Here is an 18,435-nt window from a genome sequence, read left to right as displayed (position 1 = left end):
CGGCGGACCGTCATCAGCGCGTGCGGTCGGCCGTAGTCTCGGGCCGATGACGCCCCTCGACACAACCGCGCTCGGAGGTGTCCTGCTCGCCGCGGTGGTCGGGTGGCGCTGGCCCCGGTTGGCGCTTCCGGCCGCCGTGAGCGCCGTCGGCCTCCTGGGACTGCAGGCCCTCGCGGCGGCCCGCTGGCAGTACGTCCCGGCGTACGTGGCGGCAGCGGTCCTGCTGTCGACCAACGCGATCCGGTCGGCCAGGGGCGGCGGGGCCGAGGCGGACCGCGGGTCGGGGGCGCTCGCGGCGATCGCGGTGCCGCTCGCCCTCGTGACCCTCGTGGCCGGGACGGCCCTCCCCGTCCTCTCGCTGTCGGCGCCGACCGGTGTCGGGACGACCAGCTACACCCTGCTCGACGACTCCCGGACCCACCCGTCCGGACCGGCCGGCGTCCCCCGGGCGCTGCCGGTGCAGGTCTGGTACCCGACCGAGGCGACCGATGGTCCGCGCAACCCCGTCACCCGCAGGCCGGCCGAGTTCGCGGATGTCGCCGGCGGGTTCCTCGGGCTTCCCCCGCTGCTGCTGCGGCACCTCGGGCTGGCCCGGACCGCCGCGATCGTCGACGAGCCGCTGCCCACCCAGCCGTTGCCGGTCGTGGTGTCGATCCATGGCTGGGGAGGGTTTCGCGCCGCACAGGCCCAGCTGCTGGAGTCGCTCGCTGCCGACGGGCATCTCGTCATCGCCATGGACCACGCCTACGGGGCGCTGGCCAGCCAGCCAGTCGACGGCGGCGAGATCATCGGCATCGACCCCGACCTGCTGCCCGACGGTGCACCCTACGACGTGTACGACCGAGCCTCGACCGAGCTGGAGCGGCTGTTCCGCGACGACGTCCTGGCGCTCGTGGCCGACCTGGCCGCTGGCGGTGGGCCCTCCGGGGAGGGTGCGGGCGCCGATGTGCTGGCCGCCGCGGACCTGGACCGGTTGGTCATCCAGGGCCACTCCACCGGCGGCGGGGCGGCCATATGGGCCTGCGCCGAGCTGGGCGTTCCGGTCTGCGATGGCGTGATCGGCCACGACCCGTGGGTGGAGCCGCTGCCCCCGGAGGTCCGGCGGGCCGGCCTCGACGTGCCGCTGGTGTCGCTGCGCAGCGAGCCGTGGGTGGGCGACGACAACGACGCCGTGCTGGTCGACGTGCATGCAGCGACCGACCGGGCGGTGGGGCTGGCGATCCCCGGGACCCTGCACCGTGACGTCACCGTCCTTCCCCTCCTCACCCCGCTGTCCTCACAGCTCGGCCTGTCGGGTGCGCGTGACCCCGCCGAGACCCACCGGTTGACCGAGGCCATCACCTCCGCCGGCCTGGCATGGATGCTCGGCACCGGGTCGGGACGGGTCGACCTGCTGACCGATCCACCCCCCCGGCGTCGTCGTCTCCGAACCCCGGTAAGGCCAGCGCGGTGTCGGTCCGCACCGCGACCCGCACCCGGTCTGGATCGATGGCGTAGGCTCCCCGCCGGTGGACGCCGAACCCGCTCCTGATCCCACGACGTCGCGAACCTCCCACGACGTTGTTGTGGCCTTCCTCGACGCCCTGCAGGCGCTCGACGTCGATGCCGCCAGCGCGCTGATGGCCCCCGACATCAGCTACCGGAACGTGCCGTTCCCGGCGGTGCGGGGTCCGCGCGCCACGGTCGCGGTGCTTCGCTCGTTCCTGGTGCTGGCCAAGGGGTTCGAGGTCGAGATGCTCGCCATCGCCGCGGACGGGGACACCGTGCTGACCGAGCGGATCGACACGTTCGTCAACGGGCCGGTCCGGGTCGGGTTCTGGGTGTGCGGCACCTTCGAGGTCCGCGACGGCCGGATCACGGTCTGGCGCGACCGGTTCGACACCGCCGACCTGACCGTCGCCATCGTTCGCGGTCTGCTGCTGGCCCCGGTACGGATGCTCGGGGGACGGCGAGCCTGAATCGCCACGACGTCGCTGTCCTCGGAGGCGGGCCGATCAGGCCCCGGCGAGACCACCCAACCACGTCGACTTGTCCGCATCGCTCGCCAAGCTGTGCTCGATGGAGCTGCGGGCCAGCGCGGCCATCCCGTCCATGTCCAGGTCGCACCACTCCCACGCACGCTGGTACTCCTCCAGCAGGGTGGTCTGGAACAGCGGCGGGTCGTCGCTGCCCAGCGTCACGGCGATGCCGGCGTCGAGCATGCGCCGCAACGGGTGGGCCTCGGGCGAGTCGACGGCGTGCAGGGCAAGGTTCGATCCGGGGGCCACGTCGCAGGGGATGCCGCGCTCGACCAGCAACGCCACCACGTCGGGATCGGCCATCACCCCGATCCCGTGCTGGATCCGGCGAGCGCCGAACTGCTCCACGGCGTGTCGGATCTCCCAGGCGCTGCCGTGCTCGGCGGCATGGGACACCGCGGGGATGCCCAGGGACTCGGCTCGGCGGAAGATCGGCGAGAAGTCGTCGGTCCGCCACGTGTCGGTCGGCCCGCCCATGCCGACCGCCAGGAGGTGGGTCAGGTCGTGGGCGAACACCTCCTCCATCGCGTCGGCGCACACGGCGGCCCCCAGGTGCGGGGACATGTCGGGGATCAGTCCCCACGAGATCCCTGTCCGGTCTGCGGCCCGCTGGCATCCCTCGACGATGCCGTCGTGGATCGGCGCCCACGCCTTGCCGCCCTCGGCGATGTGCCCGGTCGCCGAGACGTGCAGCTCGACGTGGACCACACCCTGGGCATGGGCCGTGTCGAGATAGCGCTCGGCGATGGTGGCGAAGTCCTCGGGGTCGCGGAGCAGCTCGAGCACCGCGAAGTACCGCTCGAGGAACATCGGGAAGCCATCGAACCGGTACCAGTCCTGCACCCCCTCCACGGTGTCTGCAGGCGGCTCGGCACCGTGTCGGGCGGCCAGGTCGAGGAGCGTCGCTGGGTCGACGGTGCCCTCGAGGTGGACGTGCAGCTCGGCCTTCGGCAGCGCACGCACCTCCTCGAGCGGGAACGGACGGGTGGGGGACTGGCTGCTGGTCATGTTCGGATCGTAGGGTCGTGGGCAACACCGCCGCGGCGCGTGTTCGGGCCGGTCGGCCGTGGGAACACCGTGGCCGGCCACGACGTTCACGACGTCCACATCGATTGGCGCCCCAGGGCGCGAGGAGCAGAGCAGATGCCCAACATCCGCGAGGTCACCCTGCCGGGCGTCGGCGTCCGGTACGAGTTCGACACCGAGGCCGGGGAACAGGTCGGCGTCATCGCCCACCGTGGCGGGTGGAAGGAGCTGCTGGTCTACGACGCCGACGACCCCGACCGCTGCCGCACGGTGCTGCACATGACCGCCGACGAGACCCGTGCCCTCGGGGAGCTCATGGGCGGTTCCACCGTCAGCCAGGTCGCGACCGCCATCGAGCAGGACATCCAGGGCCTGACCATCGCGTGGCTCCGTATCGCCAAGGGGTCGTCGTCGGTGGGCCGCACCATCGGGGACCAGCAGGTCCGGACGCGTACCGGCGTCTCGATCGTGGCCGTCGTCCGGGGCGAGCAGACGATTCCCTCGCCCGAACCGGACTTCGCCTTCGCCGTCGGGGACATGGCCGTCGCCGTCGGCACACCGGACGGCGTCCGGCAGGTACGCGACCTCCTGTCGTGACCCCCGTCGTTGCAGCGGTCGGCGCCGACGTGGCGCAGGCCTTCGTCGAGATCGGCCTGCTGGCCCTCGTCCTCGCCTTCCTCGCCCGTGTGGCGTCCAAGCTCGGCATCACCGCCGTGCCGTTCTACCTGCTGGCCGGCCTCGGCCTGGGGGAGGGCGGGATCGCCGACATCGGCGTGGCGGAGGGCTTCGTGGAGCTCGGTGCCGAGATCGGCGTCCTCATGCTCCTGCTGACGCTGGGGCTGGAGTACAGCTCCGACGAGCTGCGCTCGGGACTGCGTGGCGGGGGCGTGCCCGGGGCCATCGACGCGCTGCTCGGCTTCGGGCCGGGCCTGGTCGCCGGCCTCCTGCTCGGCTGGTCGATTCCGGCAGCCGTGCTGCTCGGCGGCGTCACGTGGATCAGCTCCTCCGGCGTCATCTCCAAGGTGCTCAGCGACCTGGACCGGCTGGGCTATCGCGAGACGCCGTCGATCCTCAACCTGCTGGTCATCGAGGACCTCGCGATGGCGGTCTACCTGCCGATCGTGGCCGCCGTCGTGGCCGGCGAGGACATGATGTCCACGGCGACCACCGTCGCCATCGCGCTCGTCACGGTCGCCGTCGTGCTCTGGGTTGCGATGTCCTACGGCCACCTGATGAGCGTGCGGCTGGACCGGGGCAACAACGAGGCCCTGCTGCTGGCGGTGTTCGGCCTGACCCTCGTCGTCGGTGGCCTGGCCCAGCAGCTGCAGATCTCCGCGGCGATCGGCGCGTTCCTCGTCGGGCTTGCGCTGTCCGGGCCGGTGCAGGAGCGGGCCAGCGAGCTCATCGAGCCGTTGCGTGACCTGTTCGCGGCGATGTTCTTCCTCTTCTTCGCCTTCCAGATCGACCCGGGCGACCTACCGGCCGCGATGGTGCCGGCCGCCCTCCTGCTGCTGGTGACCGGGGCCGGGAAGATGGTCACCGGATGGGTGGCGGCCAAGCGGATCGGGGCCAGCACACGAGGACGTGTCCGCGCCGGGGCGGCGCTGATCGCCCGCGGCGAGTTCTCCATCGTCATCGCCTCGCTCGGCGTGGGCCTGGCCGACGGTGCAGACCTGGGCATCATCGCCGCGGCCTACGTGCTGCTCACCGCGGTCGCAGGACCCGTGCTCGCCAAGAACGCCGACACGCTGCACGACCTCGTCTTCCGCCGACGCCCAGCGGCCGGACAACGTCCAGCGCGGGAGCAGGCGCTGGCGCCCACCGATGCCTGACCGCCGCCACGGATGCACTGCGACCGCAGTCCATGTGACGGTGGACGCGGCACTCTGCGGTTGCCGGCTCCGGCCACGGGCAATCGTTCCTCTGATCGACCCGGACTGATCGACCGGGATCGCGGCCCCAGTCCCCGGAGGACCCCCATGACGATGTACGACGACGACACCGAAGCCCTCATCGAGGAGTTCCACGACACCGTCAACATGCAGCCGCAGGAGCTGGAGGAGTGGCTGGAGACCGAGGAGTCGAAGTCCGTGGGCGACACCGACGACGGTGAGTCCACCGGGCACCAGTCCGGCCGTCGGATCGTGGAGATCAAGCGGACCGACAAGGCCGACCTGGGCGACGACGACTTCGACCACATGCGGAAGGTCAACGGCTACGTCGCCCGTCACCTCGCGCAACAACCCGACGGCGACGTCGAGGACACTCGCTGGCGCTACTCGCTCATGAACTGGGGTCACGATCCGCTGAAGTGAGCGTCGAGCTGGGCGGGATCTCCTCGCCGGCCCAGTCAGCGGGGTCGACGTTGTAGTAGTCGGCCAGCACCGCATGCAGCAGCGGCCGGTCGTCGCGCAGCGCTGCGCCGTTGGTGAGGAACACCTCGGTGGCCACCGCGAAGAACTCGCTGGGGTTGGTCGCTGCGTAGGACCGCAGCAACGCGCTGCCGTTTCCCCGCCGCAGGGCGTCGAGCTCCATCTGGCAGATCGTGATCCACCGTCGACGGCGGTCACCCTCCAGCGGCGGCGTGCCGTCGCCGGCCCCGTCGAGGAAGTCCAGCTGGTGGGCGAACTCGTGGAGGACGACGTCGCGGTGTCGCCGCGGATGGCGACGGTCGCCCGCCACCTGGTTCCACGCGAGGAACACCGGTCCCCGGGCGGCGGTGTGGCCGGCAACGGGCATCGGGCCATCCGACACCGTCCCGGGGATCGCGCCGCGACGAACCGAGGAGAGCATGATCGTGGACGGGTGGACGACGATGGTGCGCACCGCCCCCAGCGGCGTCTCGTCGAACCCGATGGCGAGGATCGCCGCGCGGGCGGCGATGGTCAGGCGCATGTCGTCGGTCAGCTCGAACCCAGCCGAGGCCTCCCAGCCACAGCGATCCAGCAGGTCGGTGACGGCGGCGTCGTAGCGGGTGCGGTGGTCGACGTCGAGGCGGGCTCGGCCGGGGAAGGCCCGTTCGACCGCCGCCACCTCGTCGACGGCCAGTGCGCGAGGTCCTCGGTGGCGGATCATCCCGGCCAGTCTGTCATCGCCCGCACCCCATCGGTTCGGGCCGTGGCGTTCCGGGGGCTACCCGCCCGGCGGCGGACCGTCGCCCGGGGGACCACCGTCACCGGGGCCGCCTGCAGCACCGGCCTGCGCGACGGCGTTGTCGTCCAGCACACCCGCGAAGGTCTCGCCGAAGAAGTACGGGAAGACGTTGGTCGTGTGGCCGTCTGCATCGGCTTCGAGCGTCACGTGGTAGTGGTAGCCGAGGTCGTCGTGGTCGTGGCCGTTGTGCTCGTCGAGCGCCTGCAACGTGCCGTCGTCCAGCGAGGCGTCGAAGTAGTAGTCCTCGAAGTACACGCCCGGGACGGCCTGGATGATGTTGCCGCTCAGAGTGGAGACGATGTCGCTGGCGCGCGGTCCCTCCTGCGAGGCGGTCTCGGTGCCGGCGGACGGGTCGAGGCGGTCGATCATCAGGCACGTACGGGCGCCGGCTTCTCCGCAGCCGGTGGCCGAGTCGGCGTCGTTGTAGTCGCGGATGCTCCACGAGCTGCGGGCCAGGACGCCCTCGGCGACCCATGGGCCGTACACGGGGTAGCCGTCGGCAGCGATGCCGTAGACGGGCGAGTGGCCGTCGCCGGTGTCGCCGATCTGCTCGGCGAGGCAGTCGGCATCGTTGTGGTGGTGGTAGTCGCCGTTGGCGGCGTGGCCATCGCAGACGTCGAGGTCGTACACCTCGAAGGAAGGGGCGAGGTTCTGCCAGACCCCACCGTTCTCGTAGGACATGCCGTCGCCCCAGCCGTAGATGGACACGCCGTTGACCCACAGGCCGAGCTTGCCGAGGCCCGTCTCGGCCTCTTCGCCCTCAGCGGCCATGGTCGGCGACAGGGGGAAGTACGCCTCGGTTGCCTGGGTGGTGGGACAGCCCGGGCCCGGCGGCCAGTACCCCTGGCCCGCGCCCTCGGCGCACTGGTCGTTGACATAGCCGATGTCGGCGCCCCAGGTCACGGTGTCGCCCACCTCGACGGCGGGTGCCCCGTCGTCGAAGTCGGTGTCGGCGTTGGGGCGACTCGACAGGAACTCGAGCTGGTCGGCGTCGATGGTGGAGGTGTAGTCGGGCAGGCCGGTGGCGACCACACGCAGGTACTCGACCCCGTCGACGGTCTCGATGGCGACGTCCTGCACGTTGACGGCCGACCCGGCGTCGACGATCGCCGACGTCTCGCCTTCGTCGAGGATCCACACCGCGCTCAGGTCGGTGGTGGCCTGATCGGTGGTGGCCTGGTCGCTGGTGGCCTGATCGCTGGCTTCGGTTGGGTCGGCCGCGGCGGTGTCCTCCGCCCGGGCCTGATCGACGACCGTCTCGTCCGCGGTGTCAGCACAGGCTGACGCGATGAGGGCGAGCGCCGCGAGGACGACGAGCGTCCGAACGGTTCCTGGCGATGGGGTGCACATGCCGAGGAATCATGGCCCGCCCACCTGTGGAGTGCCTGTGAAGCCTTTCAGGCCCTCGCGTCGAACAGGAAGCCTGTCTCCAACGCCCCGGCGAGCTCCTTGAGGTCGACGTCGTGGCGCTCGAGCAGCGCGCCCAGGTCGGTGCCGGCCCGTAGCTCCTCGGTCAGCTCGTCGGTGGAGATGTCCATCAGGTTGCTCAGCAGGTCGATGGCCTGGCTCTGCCCGCTGGTCAGTGCCTCGCCGAGGACGCCGGAGGGCGGCGGCGGGCCACCGGGTCCACGGACACCACCCGGGCCGCCGCCACCGGGGCCACCGGGCATGCCCGGGCCGCTGTGCGACGCGATCTCCGCCACGATCGACTCGAGGTCCGCCGAGCCCTGCAGCTCCTCGGGGGCGCCGGCCTCGAGCGCCGCGTAGAGGTCCTCGCGGGCCACGCCGAGCTCGTCGGCGATGGTTTCCAGGCTGCTGCCGGAACGGACCTTCTCACCGACCTCCATGGCGGACATCCCGAACAGCGAGGAAACGTCCTCGAACGGACCGCCACCCCGTGGTGGAGGACTGCTCGGCTGGCTGGCGAACGCGGACTGGGTGCTGGTGATGTTCATGCTGTCCCCTCGACGGCGCGACGCCATCGGTGAGGGGAACAGGCCTTCTCTGGGCGAACTCTCGGCTTCGGCACAGCCGCCCCACAGCCGCCCTACAGCGCACACACAACGAAGGCTCGCGTTGGTCTTGCTCAGCTGATTCTGACTCAGTTCGACTTGGGGTTAGGCTCGTGCGCCGAGTCCGGATCGGCACCGTCAGCCACCGTCGCCTGACCGCCAGTGTTCGGGACTGCTTGCCGACGAAGGAAAGCGATGTGTGCGCGATGGACGAGAAGGTCGAGCCGTTCTACGACGAGGTCATCCACCGGAACCCCGGTGAGCTGGAGTTCCACCAGGCCGCCCGCGAGGTGCTGACCTCCATCGGTCCCGTACTCGCCAAGCACCCGGACTTCGCCGAGCACAAGATCATCCAGCGCATCTGCGAGCCCGAACGGCAGATCATCTTCCGGGTCCCGTGGCAGGACGACCGGGGTGAGGTGCACATCCAGCGTGGCTTCCGGGTCGAGTTCAACTCCGCCCTCGGCCCCTACAAGGGCGGGTTGCGGTTCCACCCCTCGGTCAACCTCGGGATCGTCAAGTTCCTCGGCTTCGAGCAGATCTTCAAGAACGCCCTGACCGAGCTGCCCATCGGTGGTGGCAAGGGCGGATCGGACTTCAACCCGCGGGGACGGTCCGACGACGAGATCATGCGGTTCTGCCAGTCGTTCATGACCGAGCTCTACCGCCACATCGGGGAGTACACCGACGTCCCAGCAGGCGACATCGGCGTGGGGCAGCGTGAGATCGGCTACCTCTTCGGACAGTACAAGCGCATCACCAACCGCTACGAGTCAGGGGTGCTGACCGGCAAGGGCATCGTCTGGGGCGGGGCCCTGGTGCGGACCGAGGCGACCGGCTACGGCACGGCGTTCTTCGTCGACGAGATGCTGAAGGTCCGCGACGACAGCCTCGACGGTCGCACCGTCGTGGTGTCGGGGTCGGGCAACGTGGCCATCTACGCCATCGAGAAGGTCCATCAGCTCGGTGGGCGCGTGGTGGGGTGCTCGGACTCCGACGGGTACGTGCACGACCCCAAGGGCATCGACCTCGAGCTGCTCAAGCAGGTCAAGGAGGTCCAGCGGGGCCGCATCCGTGACTACGCCGAACAACGGCCGAACGCCACCTACGTGCGGGGCGGCAACATCTGGGACATCCCCTGCCAGGTCGCGATGCCCTGTGCGACCCAGAACGAGCTGACCGGCAGGGACGCGGCCACCCTGGTCGCCAACGGCGTCGTGGCCGTGGCCGAAGGCGCCAACATGCCCACCACCCCCGAAGGTGTGGAGGTGTTCCTCGACGCGGGAGTCGCCTTCGGACCGGGCAAGGCCGCCAACGCCGGTGGCGTGGCCACCTCGGCGCTGGAGATGCAGCAGAACGCCAGTCGTGACCGCTGGACCTTCCGTCGGACCGAGCAACGGCTGGCCGAGATCATGGCCGACATCCACGAGCTGTGCTTCGCCACCGCCGAGGAGTACGGCATGCCCGGCAACTACGTGGCGGGCTCCAACATCGCGGGCTTCCAGCGGGTGGCCGGCGCCATGGTCTCCCTCGGCCTGATCTGACCCCTCCCGGCCCGCTCAGCGGCCCCGCAGCCACTCGCGGGGTGCCGGGCGGGTCCCGCTGCGGGAGGACTGCCACGCGTCGATGACGACGAGGCTGGCCGTGGCGGCAGGGATCACCCATTGGAGTACCCGCAGGCGGCGCTGGCAGGAGGCGACCTCCGCCGGGGTGTCCGCGATCGGTCGGACCGCCGTCGCCACCGGCACGTCGCCGGCCGCGGCCACTTTTCGCCCGAGACGGCCGCTCTCCAGCGTGGCCAGCATGGCGGTGCCGAGCACGCCCGCACGCAGCAGCGCCACGGTCCGCTCGGTGCCGGAGTCGTCGTGGTCCTGATGGGCCAGCAGGCCGACGCCGCCGACGAGGTGCGCGCCGATGGCGACCGGCACGATCGCCGCCCAACGGAACCAGCCGGCGTTGGCCACACGGCTGCGCTGGGTGGGGTCCTCGACCTCCCGGGAAGCCCCGTTGAGCGACACCGCGCCGAAGTAGGCCCCGCCGAACCAGGCGGCGAGGCCGATGTCGTGGGCCGCGCGCAGGATCCACGGCGCCACCTGCCGGAGGAGGTTGGTGATCACCTGGAGGATGTGTCCATTCGTGGCTGCCCTCACACCTCCACCTCGCTGCAGGTCGGTGCATTCCGGTCCCGCGTGGGTACAGGGGGACCATGCCCTCCATTCCCGACATGCCCGATGCCGACGGCCGCGCCCCCGCACTGACGGTGTCGACCCGGGCCCAGCGCGTGTGGCGCTGGGCGACCAGCATGTTGTGGACCACCCTGTCCTACCTGTTCCACCGCGTGCCCCTCTACCGTCGGGGACGGTCCGCCCAGACGGTGCCGGACGTGCCCGACCTCGACCGCGACGTGGTCGGCGACCTCGACGTCGTCCAGCGGGCCGCTGACGGGGTGGGCCCGCTGTACCGCCGTTCCTATCGCATCGCCTTCACCGACAGCGCGATGACGCCCGAGCAGGTCGTGGCCACCCTGCGGCGGGACATCAACGCGGCGACTCCCGAGGCGATGGCCCGCTTCGAGGACGGCTCACCCGACGGCAAGACCGACCGGATCGAGGTCGGCAACGAGTACGTGGTGTACCTGCCCGGCCCCTGGAACGGTCCTGTCAGGGTCGTCGACGCCGATGCGACGTCGTTCACGCTGATTACGCTCGACGGGCACATGGAGGCAGGACAGATCACCTTTCGAGCCCGGGCCCACGACCGGTTCGACTGGACCGTCTTCGAGATCGAGTCCTTCGCCCGCAGCGGGAACCGGCTGTTCCACGTCCTCTACGACCGCGTGCCGCTCGCCAGCGAGATCCAGCTGCACATGTGGGCCGAGTTCTGCGCAGGCGTCGTCGCCCTTGCGGGCGGCGTGGTCATGACCTCCGTGGAGATGGACACCGACATCATCGAGGAGGATGCCGACGGGCCCGGTGCGGACCAACGCCGGACGGTATCGACCGCGCCGGTGTCGGACAGGGCCAGGCGAGGGTTGGAGCGGCTGCCCGACTCCGGGCTCAACTACGCCCTCGACACCGTGGACATCGACGACGTGGACCAGGGATGGATCCTCGACGACTGGTGCCGAGCGCTGCCGCACGAACCTCCCGGCGACCCGATCCCCGATGGCCCCTGGGAAACAGCCGCACTGCTGATCGAGGACTACGCCTTCGTCGACCCGCGCATCGTCCGGGCCGTCTACTGGGCCGACGTCCCGCTGGCGCAACGCAACATGATGCTCGAAGCGCGGTTCTACGGGCTGCGGTTCCTGCTCGGCCTGCGGGTCGGTGACGTCCGCGACGAGACCGCCACCGTCGACGACCGGCCCGTCCGACGGTGGGGCTGGAACTACCGCACCCTCGAGGGGCACCTGGAGACCGGGCAGATGGACTTCGAGGTGTGGAAGTGGCTGGACACCGGCGAGGTGCAGTTCCGCATCCACGCCTACAGCCGCCCGGCCCGCATCACCAACCCGATCGTCTGGCTCGGCATGAAGGTGTTCGGCCGCTGGATGCAGAAGCGCTTCGCCCGCAACGCCCTCCGGCGCATGGACGAGCTCGTCCGCGCGCGAGTCGGCGATCCCGACCCGACCCTTGTGACCTACTGACTGATCAGTCAGTATTCGGTTCGTGCCCGATTCGCCCGCTTCCGAGCCCCGTCCCACCAACCCTCGCGCCACTGTCGAGGCCTACTTCGCTGCCGTCAACGCGCGTGACTTCGACGCCCTGGCGGCGCTGTTCGCGGAGGATGCGACGTTCAGCCCGGTGGGGTCGCGCGACCGGCAGGGGCGAGCGGACATCGCGGCCTACTACCCGCCGTTGCTGGCCGGGTTCGAACGCGGCACCGACACACCCACCCGGATCTCCGTCGCCGACCGGGTCGTGACCGTCGAGATCGGGTTCGAGGGGCGAACCGTGGGCGGTGCCGACATCGCCTTCGACGCCGTCGACGTGTTCGACATCGACGAGGACGGCCACATCGCACGACTCAGCCTCTGGTACGACACCCGCGACGTCGCCCGCCAGGTCCGAGCCGCCAACGGGTGACGACCGCATGAATCGTGCTCCGACCCTTGGAACAGCGGCGTATCCGAACTAGTCTCCTCCCCACAAGGGGAGGAACGCGCCGTGAACGTGGGTGCAGGGGCAGCAGTGCCGTCGCAGGACGCCTTGTCTGCGTCGCCGTTCCGTGTGCGCACCAGCGGGGGCAGGCCGCTCGGTCGTGACGACGAGCTCGGGGTCCTCCTCCGCGTCGCAGAGGAGGCCCGACGGGGCCACGACGCACGGATCGTCCTGGTCTCCGGCGACGCGGGGATCGGCAAGAGCACGGTGGTCGACACCTTCGTCGCTGGGCTCGAGGGCGCACGCGTGCTCCGCGGCGAGTGCCTCGACACCGGCGCCGGTCAGCTGCCCTACGCCGCCACCGTCCAGGCGATCCGTCCCGTCCTGCGAGACCCAGAGCAGTGGGGGGTCGAGATCAGCGCCGCCGCCAGGGTCTCGCTGAGCCGTTTGGTCCCTGACCTGCTGGGCGCGGAGGGGATGACGAGCCGCGTCGACGCCCTCGGCCAGGACCAGCTCGTGGAGCACCTGCTCGGGGTGGTCGAGCAGGCGGCCGCTGCGTGTCCCCTGCTGGTGCTGGTCATCGAGGACGTCCACTGGTGCGACCCAGCCAGCCGCGACGTCCTTGGCTACCTGCTCGCCAACCTCGGTGGCGTCCGGGCCCTCGTCGTGATGACGGCCCGGACGACCGAGATCGGGCGCGGGCACCCGGCCAGGCCGTTGCTGGACACCGTCACCCGTTCGCCACGGGCAACCAGGCTCGACCTCGGCCCGCTCGACGCGGCGGCCCTGCTGTCCCTGCTGCGCGACCGGGTCATGGACGCCCGTGAGCTCGGCGACGTCATGGACCGCTCCGGAGGCAACCCGCTGTACGCCCTGGAGCTGGCGAACGGGCACGGGGCGCTGACCGACCAGCTGGCCGACCTCCTGCTCGCCCGGTTCGACGGGTGCGCCCAGCGGACCAAGCAGGTCCTGCGCATCCTTGCCGCCGTCGGCGGGCCGGTCGACCACGTCGTGCTGCTCGAGGTCAGCAGCCTGGCGCCCGACGAGCTCGACGCGGCCGTGCGCGAGGCGATCGAACGCCACCTGCTGATCGTCGACGGGGTGGCGTACCGGCTGCGCCATGCCCTCATCGCGGATGCGATCGAGGCCGGTTCCCTGCCGAGCGAGCTCCTGGCGGTCCACAGCGCGCTCGCCGACCGCCTCCTGCAGGGTGGCGGGATCGACGCCGAGGATGCCGCCGAGCTGGCGAGGCATCTCCGCGTCGCCGGTCGTCGTGACGAGGAGCTCGAGGCGGCGTTCCGTGCGGCGACACATGCACGGACGGTGTTCGCCTACAGGGATGCCCGGCTGTCCCTCGAACGGGTCGCTGAGCTGTGGCACCTGGTGCCCGACGCCGAGGCCCGGGTCGGCACCGACCTTCCCGGCGTCATGCAGGCCGCCTCCCAGTGCGCGCTCGCCGACCTCGACGAGCGTCGCACGGTCGCGCTGGCCACGAAGGGGCTGGAGCTCCTCGGTGATGCCGAGCAGGACCGCGAACGGGCAGCCGCGCTGCACACGCTGGTCGGCCGCGGCCACGACCTCGACTGGGAACGGTCCGAGCCCGCGTTCCGGACGGCGTTGTCCCTCGTGCGCGACCAGCGGACCCCCCTTCGTGCCCGCGTCGAGGCCGCCTTCTCCACCGCGATGATGAAGCAGGGCATCTTCGGTGAGGGCGAGGCCCTTGCCGCCCACGCTGCCGAGGTCGCCGAGGCCGTCGGGGAGCAGACCGCATGGGCAGAGGCGCTCATCACCCTGGCCACCATCCGGGGGCAACGCGGCGACGCAGCGGAGTCGGCTCGCCTCTTCGCCCGGGCTCGCCGCGTCGCAGAGGACGCCGGTGCCGTGGTGCAGCAGATGCGGGCCGCGAGCGGGCACAGCGGGATCCTGGCCAATCAGGGTGCCTTCGAGGCGGCAATCGAGGAGTGTCAGCGGGCGGTGGACCTCGCGGAGGCCCATGGCCTCGGGCGCACGCGCGGCATGGACCTGCGCATCAACCTGCTGGGCCCTTCCATCGACCTCGGCCGCCTCGAGGAGGCCCTCGCGATCGGCCTGGAGGCGATGGTCCTGGCGCCGGAGGGAGCGGCGCGGGGCGGCCTGCTGACCCAGACCGGCATGGCGGCGATCCGCAGCGGCGACGTCCGCCTGGCCCGCTGGCTGATGGAGGAGGCCGACCGCGAGATGGCGAGCTCCCGGCAGATCTGGTTCCAGTGCTTCTGGGGACAGCTCGCCACCGAGGTCGCGCTGGCCGAGGGCGACCACGAGACGGCCGTGGCGCGTGTCCGTGTGGCGTTCACCGCGGCGACCGACCCGGACGGGCCCGCGTTCTGGGCCGGCGAGGTCGGGGCCCTGTACGCCGAGGCCGTGCGGGCCGCAGGCATCGACGAGGACCTCGACCCGGTGGTCCGTGCCGTCCGCGACCGGGCGGCCACGGGCGAGACCCGTGTGCACGCGGGGGAACGGATGCGGCTCGAGGCGATGGCGCTCGTGTCCCGCGGCGGTGATCCGAAGGCGGTGATCGAACGCTGGAACGACGCGTTGGCGTGCTACGAGGCGATGCCCATGCCCCAGCGCGTCGCCATGTGCCTGCTGGAGCTCGGCGAGCTGCACCTCCGGGTCGGGGATCGCCCTGCGGCACGCACGGCCCTGGCGCGTGCGGCCCGGACCGCGAAGGACATCGGTGCGCGGCCGCTCCTGCGGCGAGCCAAGGAGCTACTCGCCCGGCACGGGCTGAGCACTCCGACCGTCGAGCACACCGGCGTCAGCGCCACCGGGCAGCCGGAACCCGCTACCGGACGCTGGCAGCAGACCGGTCACGGTTGGGTCATCGGCCTCCGCGACACGAGCGCCGTGGTGCCCGACGCCAAGGGCGTGCGCGACATCGCGGTCCTCCTCGACAACAGCGGCCAGGACGTCCACGTCTTCGACCTGACCGGGTCCGGCGTCCTCGAACGACGGCTCGAGGTCATCGACGACCAGGCGCGTCGACGCTACGCCCGCAGGATCGTCGAGCTCGACGAACGGGCGGCCCTGGCGGCGCACCACGGTGACGAGGCGACGCTGGAGACGGTTCGGGCCGAACGGGGCTGGTTGGTCGGGCAGCTCCGGGCGTCGGCCGGCCTCGGCCACCGAACCCGGCTCGGCGCCGACGGGGAGGAGAAGGCCCGCCAGGCGGTCGGTGCCCGCATCCGTTACGCGATCAAGCGGATCGACGAGGTCTGCCCCGATCTCGCCGACCACCTGCGACGCAGCATCGACCTGGGCGTGCACTGCCGGTACGACCCCGAGGTCGAGGTCTGCTGGGACGTCCGGACCAGCTGACCGTCCGGATCGATCAGGACGCCGGGCGCCCCAGGTCGCTTCGGGACCCGCTGGCCGGGCCGACGACACCGGCCAGCACGAGGTCGGTGAACTGCCGGGCGACCTGTTCGGGAGTGCTCGGCCCGTCCTCGCGCCACCAGGTGCTGATCCAGTTCATCATCCCGAAGACGGCCATGGCCGTCAGCTTCGGGTCGACGTCGGCGGCCATGGATCCGGACTCGACGCCTCGACGCAGCAGGTCGCGCAGGGCCGCGTCGAACCGGTCGCGTTCGGCCAGGATCGTCGCTCGGCGCGCCTCCGACAGATGGGCGAAGTCGTTGAGGAACACGCCGACCTGCTGCACGTCCCGGCAGTACGCCTGCACCTGCTGCTCGAGGTAGGCCCGCAGCTGCACCAGCGGGTCACCCTCGACCTCGAGCCACTCCTCGAGCCGTTCGACGGTGTCACGGTGGACCCGGTCGATGATGTCGAAGAGCAGGTCCTCCTTGGAGTCGATGTAGTAGTAGAGGCTGCCCTTGAGGATGCCGAGCTCGTCGGCGACGTCCTGGATCGACGCGGTCGCGTAGCCCTTGGCGTGGAACACACGGGTGGCGGCGGCGAGCACCTCGTCCTTGCGGCGTGGGGCTTCGCGGGTGCCTCGGGGGGCGCGGTCGGCAGGCATGGTCAACGAAGGGTAACCGGGGAGGGCCGCCTCACGACGGTGTGCTGCCCGCGTCCCCGTCGCTGCGGGCCACCCGGTTGGTGGCCCAGTCGACCCCTCCGGCCAGGACCGCCTCCAGCGAGGCGATGCCCTGGGGGACGCTCCAGTCGTCGGCGGACTGCACGATCTGCCAGACGATCCCGAACCCCGAACGCGGGCGGACGTAGGTCTGCAGCCACGTCGGGTCGGTCTCGAGGTCCGTGTCGACCGTCTCGATGCCGGCCTCCTCCAGCGCGGCCAGCGCCACATGGATGTCGGCGACGAAGACGGTGATGTGGTGCACGCCCTCGCCACGCTTGTCGAGGACGGCGTGGAGGTAGCTGTCGGGGGTGCAGGGCTGGAGCAGCTCGATGCGCAGGTCGTTCGGCATCGCCAGCTGGATCGTGCGGATGCCCAGCGGTTCCGGCTCGTTGCCGCCGTGCAGGAACTCGCCGCCCAGCAGGTCGCGGAACAGCGGTACGGCGGCCTCGATGGACCGGACGGCGACCGCGACGTGGTCCACGCGGACCACGCCCAGCCGCCCGACGACGTCGCGCATCAGTACCGGAAGCCCTCGTCGAGCGGCCACAGGCGACGGCCGAGGATGTCCTCCACCGCCGACAGGCCGGCACGTGCGGCCCGGTCGATGCCGATGCCGCGGGACTTGAAGGTCTCCGACGCGAAGTACAGGCCCTGGATGTTGGGGGCCTTCCAGTGCGGACGGAAGCTGCCGACCAGTCCGGGCTTCTGGATGACGCCGAAGGAGGGGTCGTAGACCAGGTGGCGGCGCTTGAAGACGTGGTCGGCGAGGCCCGGCCACATCGTCTCGACGTCCTGCTCGAACTCGTCGAACTTCTGCTTGACGAATCCCATGTCGCCGTTTCGTCCGAACCCGTGGAGCATCGCACCCATCACGTAGAGGTGCTTGCCGTCGGGGGCGACCGATTCGTCCAGGGCCGACATCTCGAACATGAAGCCGGAGGCGCGGGCGACGGGGGAGTGCAGCCACGTCGCGATCTCCTGGCGGTCCAGCACCGGGATCGGTTCCTCGGTGGCCATGTACAGGCCGGCCCACGAGATGCGGTTCTTGTCCTGCGCCATCTGCTTGATCTGGTCGACGTACCACTCCGGCAGGGCATGCTCGTCGACGATGTTGAGGACGTGCCACACGGGCAGCGTGGAGATGACGACGGGTGCGCGGACCTCGTCCTCGTGGAAGATCTCGTTGGGCAGCACCGCACCGGCGCGGGGCAGGGCGACACCCTTCACCTCGCCACCATCCATCAGCACGCGGCTGACCGGCTGTCCGAGCCGAACCTCGCCACCGTTCTCCTCGATGGCGTCGCGCAGGTCGGTGAACAGCTTCTGCCAGCCGCCCACCGGCCAGTAGGAGTACGCCGCGGTGTTCTTCTCCTCGTAGTGCATCTTGCGCACGAAGAGGTTCTCCGACGCCGAGTGGTCCCACCAGTCCTCGGTCATGCACTCCATGACGGTGATGAACTCGAACAGGTCGATGACGCCCTGGTGGTTGGTGTACTGCTGGATCCACGCGCGCATGGGCCGGTCGTCCCAGCGCTCGAGCTCCTCGTAGGGGGTGTCGACGAGCGCCTTGATCACGGCCTTCAGCTCGTCCTTGGAGCCGGAGTAGCGGTCGCGGATGGAACCCCACTGCTCGGTCTCGTGGTTCCACACGGGCATGTCGGTGTTGGAGGGGCCGTGGCCCAGCGTCTTGCCGACGTGCTCGAAGATCCGCGTCAGGCCCGACCCGGAGTCCTCCATGAGGTGGGCGCCGAGGTTCAGCTCGTAGCCCTCGTCGGGGGTGGCCATGCCGCGGCCGCCGAGGAAGGGGCTGCGCTCGACGACGAGGACGGACTTCCCCTCCTTGGCCAGCAGCGCGGCTGCGGACAGCCCGGCGGCTCCCGCTCCGATCACGATGACGTCGTAGTTCTGCATCACGGCTCCCTGCTCAGGTTGGGGGTGTCGTCGGCGATCCACCAAACGACTGTTTGGTAATCGTTGCACCCGGAGGCGAGGTGCGCAAGCCTTCGATGGCGCAGGGTCCTCGGAAGGCGGTGGATTTGCTTACCAAA

Annotated in this window: 17 protein-coding genes; 9 read left to right on the top strand and 8 right to left on the bottom strand. The window is 70.8% G+C overall.

Annotated elements, in window-relative coordinates; genetic code table 11:
* Nucleotides 1–46 precede the first annotated feature (46 nt).
* Nucleotides 47–1,531, top strand: a complete 1,485-nt coding sequence (locus tag DVS28_RS21070; protein ID WP_114593221.1) for an alpha/beta hydrolase — start codon at nucleotides 47–49, stop codon at nucleotides 1,529–1,531.
* Nucleotides 1,509–1,958: a limonene-1,2-epoxide hydrolase family protein gene (locus DVS28_RS21065; protein ID WP_114593220.1), complete on the top strand. Its 450-nt coding sequence runs from the start codon at nucleotides 1,509–1,511 to the stop codon at nucleotides 1,956–1,958. Before DVS28_RS21070 ends, DVS28_RS21065 begins: the two co-directional genes overlap by 23 nt.
* A 36-nt stretch (nucleotides 1,959–1,994) precedes the next feature.
* Here the strand turns inward: DVS28_RS21065 and add are convergent, their stop codons facing one another.
* Nucleotides 1,995–3,026: an adenosine deaminase gene (gene add, locus DVS28_RS21060; protein ID WP_164710853.1), complete on the bottom strand. Its 1,032-nt coding sequence runs from the start codon at nucleotides 3,024–3,026 to the stop codon at nucleotides 1,995–1,997.
* A gap of 135 nt (nucleotides 3,027–3,161) precedes the next feature.
* Here add and DVS28_RS21055 point away from each other — a divergent pair, with 135 nt between their 5' ends.
* The 3 genes from DVS28_RS21055 (at nucleotide 3,162) to DVS28_RS21045 (ending at nucleotide 5,359) form a co-directional block, all read left to right on the top strand.
* Nucleotides 3,162–3,641, top strand: a complete 480-nt coding sequence (locus tag DVS28_RS21055; RefSeq protein WP_114593218.1) for a cation:proton antiporter regulatory subunit — start codon at nucleotides 3,162–3,164, stop codon at nucleotides 3,639–3,641.
* A complete protein-coding gene (locus DVS28_RS21050) occupies nucleotides 3,638–4,876 on the top strand; it encodes a cation:proton antiporter (RefSeq protein WP_114593217.1) in 1,239 nt (412 codons plus the stop codon). Before DVS28_RS21055 ends, DVS28_RS21050 begins: the two co-directional genes overlap by 4 nt.
* A 153-nt stretch (nucleotides 4,877–5,029) precedes the next feature.
* Nucleotides 5,030–5,359, top strand: coding sequence for a DUF3140 domain-containing protein (locus DVS28_RS21045; RefSeq protein ID WP_114594323.1), 330 nt, complete (start codon nucleotides 5,030–5,032; stop codon nucleotides 5,357–5,359).
* Here DVS28_RS21045 and DVS28_RS21040 read toward each other — a convergent pair.
* The 3 genes from DVS28_RS21040 to DVS28_RS28635 are packed head-to-tail and all read right to left on the bottom strand — an operon-like array spanning nucleotide 5,328 to nucleotide 8,152.
* On the bottom strand, nucleotides 5,328–6,119 hold the full coding sequence (locus DVS28_RS21040) for a M90 family metallopeptidase (protein ID WP_114593216.1): 792 nt from the start codon (nucleotides 6,117–6,119) through the stop codon (nucleotides 5,328–5,330). The two genes, DVS28_RS21045 and DVS28_RS21040, sit on opposite strands and share 32 nt — an antisense overlap.
* Before the next feature lie 57 nt (nucleotides 6,120–6,176).
* Nucleotides 6,177–7,547 (bottom strand): YHYH protein, encoded by a 1,371-nt coding sequence (locus DVS28_RS21035; RefSeq protein ID WP_114593215.1) that lies wholly within the window; start codon nucleotides 7,545–7,547, stop codon nucleotides 6,177–6,179.
* Between the two features lie 47 nt (nucleotides 7,548–7,594).
* Entirely contained in the window at nucleotides 7,595–8,152 is a 558-nt protein-coding gene (locus DVS28_RS28635) for a hypothetical protein (RefSeq protein WP_164709724.1), read from the bottom strand.
* Nucleotides 8,153–8,415: 263 nt separating this feature from the next.
* Between DVS28_RS28635 and gdhA the strand changes: the two genes are divergently transcribed.
* Nucleotides 8,416–9,753: an NADP-specific glutamate dehydrogenase gene (gene gdhA, locus DVS28_RS21025; protein WP_114593213.1), complete on the top strand. Its 1,338-nt coding sequence runs from the start codon at nucleotides 8,416–8,418 to the stop codon at nucleotides 9,751–9,753.
* A 15-nt stretch (nucleotides 9,754–9,768) separates the two neighbouring features.
* Here gdhA and DVS28_RS21020 read toward each other — a convergent pair whose 3' ends face one another.
* The gene (locus DVS28_RS21020; protein WP_114593212.1) at nucleotides 9,769–10,326 is read right to left on the bottom strand and encodes a hypothetical protein; all 558 of its coding nucleotides are present in this window, start codon (nucleotides 10,324–10,326) and stop codon (nucleotides 9,769–9,771) included.
* An 89-nt stretch (nucleotides 10,327–10,415) separates the two neighbouring features.
* Here DVS28_RS21020 and DVS28_RS21015 point away from each other — a divergent pair, with 89 nt between their 5' ends.
* The 3 genes from DVS28_RS21015 (at nucleotide 10,416) to DVS28_RS21005 (ending at nucleotide 15,666) form a co-directional block, all read left to right on the top strand.
* Complete coding sequence (locus DVS28_RS21015) at nucleotides 10,416–11,855, top strand: DUF1990 family protein (RefSeq protein WP_114593211.1); 1,440 nt, start codon at nucleotides 10,416–10,418, stop codon at nucleotides 11,853–11,855.
* A 22-nt stretch (nucleotides 11,856–11,877) separates the two neighbouring features.
* A complete protein-coding gene (locus DVS28_RS21010) occupies nucleotides 11,878–12,294 on the top strand; it encodes a nuclear transport factor 2 family protein (protein ID WP_164710852.1) in 417 nt (138 codons plus the stop codon).
* Between the two features lie 81 nt (nucleotides 12,295–12,375).
* Nucleotides 12,376–15,666 carry an ATP-binding protein gene (locus DVS28_RS21005; RefSeq protein WP_114593209.1) on the top strand — a complete coding sequence of 1,097 codons (3,291 nt, stop codon included), beginning with the start codon at nucleotides 12,376–12,378 and terminating at the stop codon, nucleotides 15,664–15,666.
* A 13-nt stretch (nucleotides 15,667–15,679) separates the two neighbouring features.
* Here DVS28_RS21005 and DVS28_RS21000 read toward each other — a convergent pair whose 3' ends face one another.
* Genes DVS28_RS21000 through DVS28_RS20990 form a run of 3 tightly spaced genes read right to left on the bottom strand, consistent with a single transcriptional unit; the run spans nucleotide 15,680 to nucleotide 18,298 of the window.
* Nucleotides 15,680–16,327 (bottom strand): TetR/AcrR family transcriptional regulator, encoded by a 648-nt coding sequence (locus DVS28_RS21000; RefSeq protein WP_164710851.1) that lies wholly within the window; start codon nucleotides 16,325–16,327, stop codon nucleotides 15,680–15,682.
* A gap of 31 nt (nucleotides 16,328–16,358) precedes the next feature.
* Entirely contained in the window at nucleotides 16,359–16,904 is a 546-nt protein-coding gene (locus DVS28_RS20995; protein ID WP_114593207.1) for a VOC family protein, read from the bottom strand.
* A complete protein-coding gene (locus DVS28_RS20990; RefSeq protein ID WP_114593206.1) occupies nucleotides 16,904–18,298 on the bottom strand; it encodes a phytoene desaturase family protein in 1,395 nt (464 codons plus the stop codon). Before DVS28_RS20990 ends, DVS28_RS20995 begins: the two co-directional genes overlap by 1 nt.
* Nucleotides 18,299–18,435 lie beyond the last annotated feature (137 nt).

The sequence above is a fragment of the Euzebya pacifica genome (assembly GCF_003344865.1).
In the GTDB taxonomy this organism is placed as follows: domain Bacteria; phylum Actinomycetota; class Nitriliruptoria; order Euzebyales; family Euzebyaceae; genus Euzebya; species Euzebya pacifica.
The sequence above is the reverse complement of the archived record's forward strand: the minus strand, read 5'-3'. Positions and strand labels throughout refer to the sequence as shown.

Excerpts from the sequence above, each read along its gene's own strand:
- DVS28_RS21070 (WP_114593221.1), top strand. The coding sequence starts at position 47 with ATGACGCCCCTCGACACAACCGCGCTCGGAGGTGTCCTGCTCGCCGCG.
- add (WP_164710853.1), bottom strand. The coding sequence starts at position 3,026 with ATGACCAGCAGCCAGTCCCCCACCCGTCCGTTCCCGCTCGAGGAGGTG.
- DVS28_RS21055 (WP_114593218.1), top strand. The coding sequence starts at position 3,162 with ATGCCCAACATCCGCGAGGTCACCCTGCCGGGCGTCGGCGTCCGGTAC.
- DVS28_RS21045 (WP_114594323.1), top strand. The coding sequence starts at position 5,030 with ATGTACGACGACGACACCGAAGCCCTCATCGAGGAGTTCCACGACACC.
- DVS28_RS21040 (WP_114593216.1), bottom strand. The coding sequence starts at position 6,119 with ATGATCCGCCACCGAGGACCTCGCGCACTGGCCGTCGACGAGGTGGCG.
- DVS28_RS21035 (WP_114593215.1), bottom strand. The coding sequence starts at position 7,547 with ATGTGCACCCCATCGCCAGGAACCGTTCGGACGCTCGTCGTCCTCGCG.
- DVS28_RS28635 (WP_164709724.1), bottom strand. The coding sequence starts at position 8,152 with ATGAACATCACCAGCACCCAGTCCGCGTTCGCCAGCCAGCCGAGCAGT.
- gdhA (WP_114593213.1), top strand. The coding sequence starts at position 8,416 with ATGGACGAGAAGGTCGAGCCGTTCTACGACGAGGTCATCCACCGGAAC.
- DVS28_RS21015 (WP_114593211.1), top strand. The coding sequence starts at position 10,416 with ATGCCCTCCATTCCCGACATGCCCGATGCCGACGGCCGCGCCCCCGCA.
- DVS28_RS21000 (WP_164710851.1), bottom strand. The coding sequence starts at position 16,327 with ATGCCTGCCGACCGCGCCCCCCGAGGCACCCGCGAAGCCCCACGCCGC.
- DVS28_RS20995 (WP_114593207.1), bottom strand. The coding sequence starts at position 16,904 with ATGCGCGACGTCGTCGGGCGGCTGGGCGTGGTCCGCGTGGACCACGTC.
- DVS28_RS20990 (WP_114593206.1), bottom strand. The coding sequence starts at position 18,298 with ATGCAGAACTACGACGTCATCGTGATCGGAGCGGGAGCCGCCGGGCTG.